Origin of the sequence: Streptomyces sp. NPDC052109 (genome assembly GCF_040680195.1) — a bacterium.
In the GTDB taxonomy this organism is placed as follows: Bacteria; Actinomycetota; Actinomycetes; order Streptomycetales; family Streptomycetaceae; genus Streptomyces.
Genome location: NZ_JBFAWF010000016.1, coordinates 191,699 through 203,821, shown reverse-complemented (window position 1 = coordinate 203,821; position 12,123 = coordinate 191,699). Strand labels below are relative to the sequence as shown.

Annotated in this window: 9 protein-coding genes; 3 read left to right on the top strand and 6 right to left on the bottom strand. The window is 70.8% G+C overall.

Translation table 11 applies throughout. From position 1 onward, the window contains the following. Positions 1-229 precede the first annotated feature (229 nt). Positions 230-835 carry a YdeI/OmpD-associated family protein gene (locus AB0L59_RS28795; protein ID WP_365589202.1) on the top strand — a complete coding sequence of 202 codons (606 nt, stop codon included), beginning with the start codon at positions 230-232 and terminating at the stop codon, positions 833-835. A gap of 401 nt (positions 836-1,236) precedes the next feature. Here AB0L59_RS28795 and AB0L59_RS28790 read toward each other — a convergent pair whose 3' ends face one another. Then, entirely contained in the window at positions 1,237-2,925 is a 1,689-nt protein-coding gene (locus AB0L59_RS28790) for an NAD(P)/FAD-dependent oxidoreductase (protein WP_365589236.1), read from the bottom strand. A 119-nt stretch (positions 2,926-3,044) separates the two neighbouring features. On the opposite strand from AB0L59_RS28790, the gene AB0L59_RS28785 reads away from it, so the two are divergent. Continuing rightward, positions 3,045-3,521: a GreA/GreB family elongation factor gene (locus AB0L59_RS28785; RefSeq protein WP_365589199.1), complete on the top strand. Its 477-nt coding sequence runs from the start codon at positions 3,045-3,047 to the stop codon at positions 3,519-3,521. Positions 3,522-3,534: 13 nt separating this feature from the next. Here AB0L59_RS28785 and AB0L59_RS28780 read toward each other — a convergent pair whose 3' ends face one another. The 3 genes from AB0L59_RS28780 to AB0L59_RS28770 form a co-directional block, all read right to left on the bottom strand. Further along, on the bottom strand, positions 3,535-3,747 hold the full coding sequence (locus tag AB0L59_RS28780; protein ID WP_365589196.1) for a hypothetical protein: 213 nt from the start codon (positions 3,745-3,747) through the stop codon (positions 3,535-3,537). A gap of 72 nt (positions 3,748-3,819) precedes the next feature. Next, a complete protein-coding gene (locus AB0L59_RS28775; protein ID WP_365589194.1) occupies positions 3,820-6,348 on the bottom strand; it encodes an ATP-dependent Clp protease ATP-binding subunit in 2,529 nt (842 codons plus the stop codon). Between the two features lie 160 nt (positions 6,349-6,508). Then, the gene (locus tag AB0L59_RS28770; RefSeq protein ID WP_365589192.1) at positions 6,509-7,465 is read right to left on the bottom strand and encodes a Dyp-type peroxidase; all 957 of its coding nucleotides are present in this window, start codon (positions 7,463-7,465) and stop codon (positions 6,509-6,511) included. 168 nt (positions 7,466-7,633) lie between these two features. Between AB0L59_RS28770 and AB0L59_RS28765 the strand changes: the two genes are divergently transcribed. Next, complete coding sequence (locus AB0L59_RS28765) at positions 7,634-8,560, top strand: LysR family transcriptional regulator (RefSeq protein ID WP_365589189.1); 927 nt, start codon at positions 7,634-7,636, stop codon at positions 8,558-8,560. Between the two features lie 321 nt (positions 8,561-8,881). Here AB0L59_RS28765 and fdhD read toward each other — a convergent pair whose 3' ends face one another. Continuing rightward, a complete protein-coding gene (fdhD, locus tag AB0L59_RS28760) occupies positions 8,882-9,718 on the bottom strand; it encodes a formate dehydrogenase accessory sulfurtransferase FdhD (protein ID WP_365589187.1) in 837 nt (278 codons plus the stop codon). 43 nt (positions 9,719-9,761) lie between these two features. Next, positions 9,762-12,068, bottom strand: coding sequence for an FdhF/YdeP family oxidoreductase (locus tag AB0L59_RS28755; protein WP_365589184.1), 2,307 nt, complete (start codon positions 12,066-12,068; stop codon positions 9,762-9,764). Between the last annotated feature and the right edge of the window lie 55 nt (positions 12,069-12,123).

The following is a 12,123-nucleotide window of genomic DNA, read 5'->3' as shown; positions in this document are numbered from 1 at the left end:
GCGCGTGCAAACGCGCAGACCGGGCGGCGGCCCGGCCGCTCCGTCCGGCGAGGGTTGCGCCGCCGGACTGGAGAGAGGTCATCAGCCGGCTCCCGTCGAGCTGGCCGCCCTGTTCGGCGCGCCCGAACCGGCCGCCTGAAGGCCGACCGTCCGTCAGCTGTGGGGTGTACGTGCCCTGGGACGCTCGTCCCTGTTGACCGCGCCACGGGGGTGGGTTTTGATGTGGCGCATGTCGGGTGGAGCACGGTCGGACGGGGCAGGGAGCGGAGACGACCCGGTCCTCGACTTCGCCACGCCGGAGGCGTGGGAGGCATGGCTGAACGAGCATCACGCCGATGTGCGGGGCGTCTGGCTGAAGATCCCGAAGAAGGGCTCCGGCATCGACGGCGTCGACTACGCCCGAGCGCTGGAGTCGGCGCTCTGCTTCGGCTGGATCGACGGGCAGAAGAAGAAGCTGGACGAACAGCACTGGTTGCAGCGCTTCACCCCGCGCCGGCAGGGCAGCAAGTGGTCTCAGGTGAACCGGCAGAAGGTGACCGAGCTCACGGAGCAGGGCCGCATGCGGCCGGCCGGACTGGGAGAGGTCGAGAAGGCCAAGGCCAATGGCCGCTGGGAGGCGGCGTACGCAGGTCAGAGCGCGGCCACGGTGCCCGACGACCTTCGGGTGGCCCTGGATGCCGCCCCGGATGCCCGCGACTTCTTCTCCACCCTCGACAGCCGCAACCGGTTCGCCATCCTCCACCGGGTCCAGGACGCCAAGCGGCCGCAGACCCGGGCGGCGCGCATCGAGAAGTTCGTCGGCATGCTCGCCGCGCACCAGAAGATCTACCCCTGAGCTCGCGCTCAGCGGCCATCCCCGACGCGTCTGGAGGCCTCATTGGTGCCGGAGCGGGACTGTCCCCCGGGCACCGGCCAGCGGCAGGGCGCGCCGCGCGTGGCTGCCCGTCCCGCGTTACCTCCTGCGCACTCCCGACTCCGCCGTGAAAGCGGTCGTCTGGAGGACGCGGCGGTCCTCGTCGGGCTGGTGCTCGTCGCCGGGGCCGGCAGGGGACACCGTGCCGGGAGTTGACGGCCGTGCGGCACATCGAGGACGTCCTGGAGCCGCCCGGCTCGGTAGGCGGCCCTCAGGTGATCCTCATCGCCGCGCAGGTCGGGTTCCGGGACAGCTCGACGTCCGATCGGATCGAGGGGCCCGCGAGAAGACCGGGGCCCGTCTCCGCGCCCTGCTGTCGGAGCTCAGGCGCGTCTACCCGGACCGACGCCGAGGTGACGCAGCGCGGCCGCCGCGGCTCCGGCACCGCACATGCCGTGTGCGCCGGGGCCGGGCGGGGTCGCCGCCGAACACAGGAACACGCCCGGCAGGCCGGTCGAGTACGGCTCGGCGGTCGGGCGGGGGCCCAGGAGGAGCTGGGGGGTCGTCTTCGCTCCGGTGATGATGTCGCCGCCCGCGAAGTTGGGGTTGGCGGCGGCGAAGGCGGCGGGCGGGGTGGCCCGGCGGCCCACGACGCGGTCGCGGACGCCGGGGGCGAACCGCTCCAGCTGACGGAGTATCGCTTCGGTCGCGTCCCCGTCGTAGCCGTACGGGACGTGGGCGTAGGTGTACACGGGATGGACGTCGCCCACCGAACGGGAGGGGTCGGCCAGGTACTGCTGGCCGACCAGGACGAAGGGGCGCTCGGGCATGCGTCCTGCCACCACCTCCCGCTCCGCGCGGACCACCTCGGTGAGCGGGCCACCGAGGTGCACCGTGCCGGCCCGGTGTGCGTACTCGTTCGTCCAGGGCACGCCGCCTTCCACGGCCAGGTCCAGCTTGAAGACGGCGGGTGCGCGCCGGAACCGCTGGTATGCGCGGCGCACCCGGGGCGGGAGGCGGTCGCCGTAGAGCGCGGCGGCCTGGCCGGGGTCGAGATCCAGCAGGGTCACGTCGGCGGGCGGGAGCTGCCGGTGGTCGGTGACACGGACGCCGGTGTGGACGGTGCCTCCATGGGTGCGCAGGACGCGGTCCATGCTGCGCGCGATGGCCTGGGAGCCGCCTTCGGCCACGGCCCAGCCGGCGGCGTGTCCCGCGGTGAGGATGCCGAGCCCGACCGCCGAGGTGAACGGGCGCGACAGCGGGCGAAAGGCGTGTGCCGCGACCCCCGCCCACAGGGCGCGCGCCTGCGCGGTGGTGAAGAGCCGGGCCAGGAGGGTCGCCGGAAGGGTGGTCGGCAGGCCGAAGCGGGCCATCAGCAAGGGGTGGGCGGGGACGCGCAGCAGGGGGCCCAGCACCTCGGGCGCCAGGGCGTCCCAGTGGCGTACCGGGGATGCGACGAGTGCGCGGTACCGGTCGCCGTCGGGCCCGAGCATGTGTGCGGTGTCCGCCACGGAACGCAGCAGTACGCCGGCGCTGCCGTCGTCCAGCGGGTGGACGCAGTCGATGTCCGCCGACAGCCAGCGCAGTCCGTGCTGTTCGAGGCCGAGTTCCCGCAGGACCGGGGAGCCGGCGGCTGTGGGATGGACGGCCGAGCAGTGGTCGTGCACGAGTCCGGGCAGGATCGCCTCATGGCTGCGGGTGCCGCCGCCGACCTCGTCCGCCGCTTCCAGGACGGTGACACGCAGTCCCGCCTTGGCGAGGAGGGCCGCGGCGACGAGCCCGTTCGGTCCGCCACCGACGACGACGGCGGACGTCAACGGGTGCACCTCGCCGTGTCCGCGTCGGAGAAGGTGCGAGGTGGCGTCGTCGTCGGTGTCATGGGTCGAGTGTGACGGCAGTCCCTGTCTGCCCGTCCGGTCTTCAGGACTGGGGTCGTTTGCCGTGGTTGGAGGGGTGGTTGCGCCGCGACTTCTTCTTCCGGCGTCGCTTCGACGACATGGAAACCTCCTGGTGAAGAGGGGAACCGGTACGGGTGAACACCCGCAAACACGGTATATCCGGACTCGTCGCACCTCCACCGGAGGCTCCAGTGCTCACCGCAGGCCGGGAGCAGTACGGCCCCGCGTTCCCGTTGATACGATGCGAATAATGTCCGACTTGTAAATATTCTCCATGGATCAGAGGAGCCGGAATGACCGGTGACCCCGAGCCGATCAGTGCCGCGGCCCGCCGCGCGCTGGAGCAGGAACTGTCCGACCTGCGCGACGAGCGCCAACTCGTCGCGGGAACGCTGCGGGACCGCACGGATGTGGGCGACCAGGCCGACCAGGCCGACCAGTTGCGGCGGGCCGATCAGCTCGACCGCCTGGACCACCGCATCGAGGACATCACCGAGCGGCTGCGCCGGGCGAACCTGGCCGGGCCTGCCTCCACGGACGTGGTCGGTGTGGGCAGCACGGTCACCGTCCGTTTCCCCGACGGCTCGGTGGAGTCGCTGCAGATCGGCGAGCTCGCCGAAGCCTTGGACCAGAACCTGGTCACCGCCGACAGTCCGCTCGGCCGTGCGCTGCTCGGACGCCGTCCCGGGGATTCGGTCCACTTCGACACACCGGACGGCCCGTCGAGCGCGGTCGTGGTGTCCATCGGGAAGCAGAGCAGGCAGGGATGAACGGGGCGGAGAGTCAGTCCTCCTCCCGGTCGACCTCGGCCCGTTCGTCCTCGTACGGCGTCTCGGTGTCCTCCCACTTCCCGACCGGCAGCCCCGCCTCCCGTCGGTCCTCCCGGCTGCGCTCGTCGAGCCGTGCCGCGTCGGGCCGGCGCGGCACACCGCGGCCGTGTCCGCTGTCCGGGGCCCCCTCGACCTGCTCGTCGGACTTGTGGTGACGGGGCGTCATGGGGTCCTCCTGAGTTGAACCCGGGCGCACGTCACGCCCGGGTGTGGAGACGCGGGTCGGCTCCTTCGGCCGTCACTGATCCGGCGCCGCGGCGCCGCCCTCTGCAGGCTCGCCGGAGCGGCTCGTCCTGCGCACCACGCAGTGCAGGGTGTCGTGTTCCACGTCGGCGACGATGGTGTCTCCGGGTTCTGCCTCGCCGCCGAGCAGCAGGGTGGCGATGCGGTTGTCCAGTTCCGCCTGGATGGTGCGGCGCAGTGGACGGGCACCGAACTCCGGCTGGTGTCCGTGCGCGATGAGCAGCTTCTTCGCCGCCTCGGTGACCTCCAGCTTCATGCCCTGGGCGTGGACGCGCCGCTTGCTATGGTCCAGCAGATGCTCCACGATCTCCCCGAGGTCGTCCTCGGTCAGCCCGTGGAAGATGATGATGTCGTCGATCCGGTTGAGGAACTCCGGCAGGAACCTGACCCGCAGATCCTCCATCAACTCGTCCTTCAGCTCCGAGACATCGCCCTTGTGATCGAGGATCCGGTGCGCGCCGATGTTGGACGTCATGATGATCACGGAGTGCCGGAAGTCGACCGTACGGCCCTGGGCGTCCGTCAGCCGGCCGTCGTCCAGGATCTGCAGCAGCGTGTTGAAGACGTCCGGGTGCGCCTTCTCCACCTCGTCGAACAGCACCACGCTGTACGGCCGGCGGCGCACCTTCTCCGTCAGCTGACCCGCTTCCTCGTACCCGACGTATCCGGGAGGGGCACCCACGAGCCGGGCGACGGTGTGCTTCTCCTGGAACTCGCTCATGTCGAACCGGATCATCCGGTCCTCGTCCCCGAACAGCAACGCCGCGAGGGTCTTGGCCAGTTCCGTCTTGCCGACGCCCGTGGGTCCGAGGAAGAGGAACGAGCCCACGGGCCGGTTCGGATCGCCCATTCCGGCGCGGTTGCGGCGCACCGCCTGGGACACGGCCGTGACGGCCTCGTCCTGGCCGACGATCCGGGCGTGCATCTCCTCCTCCAGCTTGAGCAGCTTCTCCTTCTCACTCGCCGTCAGCTGCGACACCGGGATCCCCGTACGACGCGAGACGACATCGGCGATGTCCGCGGCCGTCACCGACACCACGCCTTCCCGGCGCTCCTCGACGCCCGCGAGTTCGCCCTCCACCTCGGCGATCTGCCGCTTCAGGTCCGACGCCTTCTCGAAGTCCTCGACGGAGACCGCCTGTTCGAGCTCGCGGCGGAGCTTGGCGATGCGGTCCTCCCGGCTGACCACCTCCGTGGAGCGGCCCGCGCTGCGCAGCCGTACCCGCGCGCCGGCCTGGTCCATCACGTCGATGGCCTTGTCCGGCAGGAAGCGGTCGGTGATGTACCGGTCGGACAGCTCCGCCGCCGCGGCCAAGGCCGCGTCGTCGAACCTGACCTGGTGATGCGCCTCGTAGGAGTCGCGCAGCCCCTCCAGGATCTGCACCGTCTCCTCCACGGTCGGCTCCGGCACCATCACCGGCTGGAACCGGCGCTCCAACGCCGCGTCCTTCTCCACGTACTTGCGGTACTCGTCGATCGTCGTGGCCCCCACGACGTGGAGTTCACCGCGTGCGAGGGCGGGCTTGAGCATGTTGCCCGCATCCATCGAGCCCTCGCCCGTCGCTCCGGCGCCTACCACGGTGTGGAGTTCATCGATGAACAGGATGATCTCGCCCTTGGCCTTCTGGACGTCCTCGATGACCTTCTTCAGCCGCTCCTCGAACTGGCCCCTGTACTGTGCCCCTGCCACCATCCCCGACAGGTCCAGTACGACGACCCTCTTGTCCTTGAGCGTCTCGGGAACCTCTCCCGCCACGATCCGCTGCGCGAGGCCCTCCACGATCGCCGTCTTCCCCACGCCCGGCTCACCGATCAGCACCGGGTTGTTCTTCGACCGCCGCGAGAGGATCTCGATCGTCTGCTCGATCTCCTCCGCTCGGCCCACCACCGGATCCAGCTTGCCCGCCTTCGCCTCCTCGGTCAGGTCCCGGCCGAACTCGTCCAGCGTCGTGGCCGGCGACTTCCGCTCGGTGGGGAGGCCCTCGCTGCGGGCGGCCTGTTCGGTGAGGCCCGTCAGTTTCTTCGTGTCCATGCCCTCGGCGCGCAACAGCTTGGCAGCGGCGGTGTCGCTGTCACCGAGCAGGGCGCTGAGGATGTGCTCCGGGCCTATGTAGGACGACCCGGCCGCCTGCGACTGGGCATAGGCGGCACCGAGCGTGCGCTTCGCCGCGGGGGTGAGGCCCGGTTGCGAGGACGGCTCGCCGGACTCCCGGGGAAGGATCTTGGCGAGCTCGGCCGCCAGCGCGTCGGGATCGAGGCCCACCTGTGACAGCAGCCTCCGGGACGGCTCGACCCTGGTCGCCGCCCAGAGCAGGTGTTCCGTGTCCAGATCGGAGGCACGGTCCTCGACCGCCCGCTGCGCGGCCAGGTTGAGCAGTTCCTGCGACGACTCCGTCAGCAGCCGCCCGATGGGCACCCGCTGCACAGCAGGAGGCGATGACGCCGGCGACATCCCGAAGAAACGATTGAACAGCTCGCTGAACGCATCCGACGAACCGAACGGTGCACCGAACGACATCGACATGACAGCTCCTGGGCGCGGGGCGTGTGATTCGCGGGGGTCGTTGTTCGTGGGGGTCCTTAATCACTGAACCCCGCTGCGCACGGCACCGCAAACGGAAGGCGTGCATCGCCGTTCCCGGTAACGCTGAGTCACAGCGGGGCTGCTCCCGGGCTGCCGATGTTCAGGGCCCGCCGGTCGTCGCGGCGGCGCCCGGACGGGCGGGCAGGTCGTCGAGGAAGGTGACGGTGGGTACGTGGAAAAGGCAGCCCGTGATCGCCACCGAATAGTCGAGAATCCGGTCGTGCCGCCCCTCGGCCCGGCCGAGGAACATGTTCCTCAGCATTTCCTCCGTCACGTCGGGGGTGCGCGCGTAACCGATGAAGTACGTACCGAACTCGCCTTTGCCGATGCTGCCGAAAGGCATGTTCTCCCGCACGATCTTGCGTTCGTCGCCGTTCTCGTCGGTGATGGTGTTGAGGGCGACGTGCGAATCGGCGGGCTTCACCTCGTCCGGGAGTTCCACGTTGGCCAGCTTGGTGCGCCCGATGACCCTGTCCTGCTCCTCCGCCGAGAGCGCGTTCCAGGCCGCCATGTCGTGCAGGTACTTCTGGACGATCACATAACTGCTCCCTGCGAAGTCCGGATCCTCGTCCCCGACGAAAACCGCGTCGTCCGCGACCTTTCCCTCCGGGTTCTCGCTGCCGTCGACGAAGCCGAGCAGGTCGCGTTCGTCGAAGAACTTGAAGCCGTGCACTTCGTCGACCACGGTGGCCGCCCCCTCCAGCCGCTCGGCCAGCAGCCGGGCCAGTTCGAAGCACAGGTCCATGCGGCGGGAGCGGACGTGGAAGAGGAGGTCGCCGGGGGTGCCGGGGGCCCGATGGCGCGGACCGACCAGGTCCACGAAGGGATGCAGCTGCCGTGGGCGCGGACCGCTGAACAGCCGGTCCCAGGCGTCCGACCCGATGCCGACGACACAGCTGAGGGCCTCGGAGGGTGCGCGGAAGGCCACCGAGCGGCGCAGGCCCGAGACGTCCTCGAGCAGGTCGCGGACCGTGTCCTCCCCGCCCGGCGCGATGGTGACGACGAGGAAGACGGCCGCCCTGGCCGGCGTGACGACGACGGGCTGCGGTTCAACCATGGGAGTCAGCCTCCTCATCAGGTCCTCGGAAGCGTGCGGTCCTGGGAAACCCAGTCGTTCCAGCATGGCGCCGTCCTCGCGGCTCGGCAGGTCGGGTGCGGGGCCGGTGGCGGGGGCGAACCGCGTACGGGATTGGCAGGACGGGGAACGGTCGGGTAGACCCGTGGCGTGCTCTTTCGTCAGCTGGAATATCTCGTCGCCCTCTCCCGGGAGCGGCATTTCGCCCGTGCCGCCCAGGCCTGCCATGTCTCCCAGCCCGCTCTGTCGGAGGCGCTGCGCAAGCTGGAGGAGGAATTCGACGTGTCGCTGGTGCGGCGCGGTCGGAAGTACGAAGGCCTCACCCCGGAGGGGGAGCGCATCGTCGTATGGGCGCAGCGGATCCTCGCCGACCGCGACGCCCTGAAGGACGAGGTCGACGCTCTGCGCAGCGGGTTGAGCGGCCGGATGCGGATCGGTTCGGTCCCGACCGCCTCCGGTGCGGTCGCCGAGCTGACCGGCCCGTTCTGCGCGGCGCATCCACTGGTCACCGTCGAGGTGACGGCGGACATGCAGTCGGTGGACATCCTGCGGCAGCTGCAGAACTTCGAGCTCGACGCCGGGGTCACCTATCTGCGTGAGGACATCTCGGACCAGTTCCACACGGTTCCGCTCTATCAGGAGCGGTACGTCCTGCTGCTCACGGCCGCCGACGGTCTGGCGAGGCGTACGACGGCGACGTGGGCGGAGGCGTCGCGGCTGCCGCTGTGCCTGCTGACCGGGTCGATGCAGGGCCGGAGGGTGCTGGACGAGCTGTTCGCGCAGGCCGGCACGCAGCCCTCACCGCGGCTGGAGACCGACTCCGTGGCGGCGCTGTTCGCCCATGTGCGCACCGGACGGTGGGCCAGCGTCGTGCCGCACGCCTGGCTCCATGTGTTCGGTGTCCCGCACGGCATGCGTGCCGTGCCGCTCGTGGAACCGGCCGCGGCCGTGCCCGTGGGGCTGGTGATCGCCGCCCGGGAGCCGGGTTCGGTGATGGCCAGGGCGCTGACGGACATCGCCCGCACCACCGACGTGGCCGCGGCCCTGGAGCGCGTGCCCGGCGATCCGCTGCCGTAATGGACGGCCGGCGGGCGCGCAGACTGCTCGCCGGTGTGCGGCCATCGCCCCCGGACGGGCCGGTGCCCGCTGCGGGAGCCGCACGGAGCCGTGGGCCGCGTCGTCCCGCTACGGCAGCACCGCCGGCCACTCCACCCCGCCCCGGCAGCACCGCCGGCCGCTCCCCCGGCCACCCCTCCCCGCTCCGGCCGCGCCGTAGGCCGTCCAGCCGCTCCGAGCGCGCCACCCAGCGCGCGACCGGTTCCAGCGCCGACGCCGGCCACTCCCCCGGTACCGGGGCCGCCACCAGCCGTTCCATCCGCCCGGATACCGGCCGCGCCGTCAGCCCACCGGCTGCGCCTGCAGGCGCTCCGCACCGGTGTAGACGTTCATCGACGTACCGCGCAGGAAGCCGACCAGGGTCAGCCCGCTCTCGGCTGCCAGATCCACGGCCAGCGAGGACGGGGCCGAGACGGCCGCCAGCATCGGGATCCCGGCGAGCACGGCCTTCTGCACGAGTTCGAAGGAGGTACGGCCGCTCACCATCAGCACGTTCCCGCGCAGTGGCAGCAGGCCCGAGCGCAAGGCGTGTCCGACGACCTTGTCCACGGCGTTGTGCCGACCCACGTCCTCCCGCAGACAGAGCAGCTCGCCGTCGGCCGTGAACAAGCCGGCCGCGTGCAGGCCCCCGGTGCTGTCGAAGACCTTCTGCGCCGTGCGGAGTCTTCCGGGCAGCGAGGCCAGCAGCTCCGGGCCGACGGTCAGCGGGTCCTCGGCCACGGACCACCGGCTCGCCATGCGTACCGCTTCCAGGCCGGCCTTGCCGCACAGGCCGCACGAGGAGGTGGTGTAGAAGTTCCGTTCCAGGGACGTGTCGGGCAGGGCCACTCCGGGGGCCAGGGCGACGTCCAGCACGTTGTAGGTGTTACCGCCGTCCGCCGTGGCGCCGGCGCAGTAGCGGATCGCGGTCACGTCCCCGGCGGCGTGCACGACGCCCTCGCCGACGAGGAAACCGGCCGCGAGGTCGAAGTCGTCGCCGGGCGTGCGCATGGTCACGGTGAGGGGGCGCCCGCCGACCCGTATCTCCAGCGGTTCCTCGGCGGCCAGGGTGTCCGGCCTGCCGGAGGGCACTCCGTCGCGGATGCGGAGCACCCTCCGGCGTACCGTCACTCGTCCCATGGTCCTGCTCCTCTCCCGCCCGGAGCGATGCTCCGACGGCCCTTCAGCCGGCGTCGGCCCCCGCGCCGGCGCACGCGTGCTCCAGGCGGATCAACACGCCTTTGGACGTGGGGGTGTTGCTGATGTCGGCGACGCTGTCCAGCGGCACCAGGACGTTGGTCTCGGGGTAGTAGGAGGCCGCGGAACCGCGGCTGGCCGGGTAGGCGACGACCCGGAAGTCCTGTGCCCGGCGTTCCACCCCGTCGTGCCAGACGGCGACCAGGTCCACCAGGTCGCGGTCGGCGAACCCCAGGGCCGCCAGGTCGGCGGGGTTCACGAGCACCACCCGGCGGGCGTCGTGGATGCCGCGGTAGCGGTCGTTCATCGCGTACGGCACGGTGTTCCACTGGTCGTGGGAACGCAGTGTCTGCAACAGCAGATGGCCCTCGGGGATGTCCGGCATGGTGAACTCGTTGACGGTGAAGACGGCCTTGCCGCTCGGGGTGCGGAAGACGCGCTGGTTGACCGGGTTGGGCAGCCGGAAGCCGCCGGGCCTGGTCACCCGGGCGTCGAAGTCCTCGAAGCCGGGCACGACGCGGGCGATGCGGTCGCGGACGGTGCCGTAGTCCGCCTCGAACTCCTCCCACGGGATGGCGGGTGTGTCGCCGAGGGTCCTGCGGGCCAGCCGGCCGATGATCGCGACCTCGCTGAGCAGGTGCGGGGAGGCGGGCGCCAGGCGTCCGCGGGAGGCGTGCACCTCGCTCATGGAGTCCTCGACGGTGACGAACTGCTCGCCGTTCGCCTGGATGTCGCGGTCGCTGCGGCCCAGGGTGGGGAGGATCAGGGCGGTGTCGCCGCAGACCGTGTGGGAGCGGTTGAGCTTGGTGGAGATGTGCGCGGTGAGCCGGCACCGGCGCATCGCCTCCTCGGTGACCTGGCTGTCGGGCGTGGCCCGGACGAAGTTGCCGGCGACGCCGAGGAAGACCTTCGCCCTGCCGTCGCGCATGGCCCGGATGCCGTTGACCGAGTCCAGGCCGTGCCGCACGGGCGGGGTGAAGCCGAACTCGTGGCCGAGGGCGTCGAGGAAGGTCTGGGGCATCCGCTCCCAGATGCCCATGGTGCGGTCGCCCTGGACGTTGCTGTGACCGCGCACCGGGCACACGCCGGCGCCGGGCCTGCCGATGTTTCCGCGCAGCAGCAGGAAGTTGACCACCTCACGGATGGTGGGGACGCCGTGCTTGTGCTGGGTGAGCCCCATCGCCCAGCACACAATGATCTTCCTGCTGCCCAGCACCCGGTCGTGGACGCGTGCGATCTCCGCACGGGTGAGCCCGGTGGCGCTGAGGATGTCCTCCCACGGGACCTTCCGGGCGTGGTCGACGAAGTCGGCGAAGCCGGTGGTGTGGGCGCTGATGAAGGCGTGGTCGAGTACGGTGCCCGGGCGCTCGTCCTCGGCCTCCAGCAGCAGCCGGTTGAGCGCCTGGAACAGGGCGAGGTCGCCGCCGGGCCGGATCTGCAGGAACTGGTCGGCTATCGCGGTGCCCCGGCCGAGCACGCCGCGCGCCTTCTGCGGGTGCTTGAAGCGGATGAGCCCGGCCTCCGGCAGCGGGTTGACCGCGACGACCTTTCCGCCGTTGCGCTTGGTCTCCTCCAGCGCGGTCAGCATCCGCGGATGGTTGGTGCCCGGATTCTGGCCGACGACGAAGACGAGGTCGGCGCTGTGGATGTCGTCCAGGGAGACGCTGCCCTTGCCGATGCCCAGAGTCTCCTGCAGCGCGGAACCGCTCGACTCGTGGCACATGTTGGAGCAGTCCGGCAGGTTGTTGGTGCCGTAGGCGCGGGCGAAGAGCTGGAGCAGGAAGGCGGCCTCGTTGTTCAGCCGGCCGGAGGTGTAGAAGAGGGCCTCGTCCGGGGAGTCCAGCCGGCGGAGTTCGGCGGCGAGCACGTCGAGCGCCTCGTCCCAGCCGATCGGTTCGTAGTGCTCGGCGCCGGGCCGCTTGATCACGGGCTCGGTCAGCCGGCCCTGCTGGTTGAGCCAGTAGTCCGACCTGGCGCCCAGTTCGGCGATCGAGTACCGGCGGAAGAATTCGGTGGTGACCCGCCGCGAGGTGGCTTCGTCACTGATGTGCTTGGCGCCGTTCTCGCAGTATTCGTTGCGGTGCCGCTCGCCCGGTGCGGGCTCGGGCCAGGCGCATCCCGGGCAGTCGAATCCCTTGACCTGGTTGATGTTCAGCAGGGTCAGGGCGGTGCGTCGTACGGTCGTCTGACCCAGCGAGTACTCCAGCGCGTGCGCCACCGCCGGCACGCCGGTCGCCCAGGTCCTGGGCGGGGTGACCGACAGATCGTCCTCTGGGTCCTCGATACCGCTCATGGTCGGTTCCGCCTCTTTCCGTTGTGGCGCGTGACGTGCTTTCCCGCGTTCTGTG

What these genes read in the sequence shown, in the direction of transcription:
- AB0L59_RS28795 (WP_365589202.1), top strand. Translation starts at nt 230, where the DNA reads ATGTCGGGTGGAGCACGGTCGGACGGGGCAGGGAGCGGAGACGACCCG.
- AB0L59_RS28785 (WP_365589199.1), top strand. Translation starts at nt 3,045, where the DNA reads ATGACCGGTGACCCCGAGCCGATCAGTGCCGCGGCCCGCCGCGCGCTG.
- fdhD (WP_365589187.1), bottom strand. Translation starts at nt 9,718, where the DNA reads ATGGGACGAGTGACGGTACGCCGGAGGGTGCTCCGCATCCGCGACGGA.
- AB0L59_RS28775 (WP_365589194.1), bottom strand. Translation starts at nt 6,348, where the DNA reads ATGTCGATGTCGTTCGGTGCACCGTTCGGTTCGTCGGATGCGTTCAGC.
- AB0L59_RS28755 (WP_365589184.1), bottom strand. Translation starts at nt 12,068, where the DNA reads ATGAGCGGTATCGAGGACCCAGAGGACGATCTGTCGGTCACCCCGCCC.
- AB0L59_RS28780 (WP_365589196.1), bottom strand. Translation starts at nt 3,747, where the DNA reads ATGACGCCCCGTCACCACAAGTCCGACGAGCAGGTCGAGGGGGCCCCG.
- AB0L59_RS28770 (WP_365589192.1), bottom strand. Translation starts at nt 7,465, where the DNA reads ATGGTTGAACCGCAGCCCGTCGTCGTCACGCCGGCCAGGGCGGCCGTC.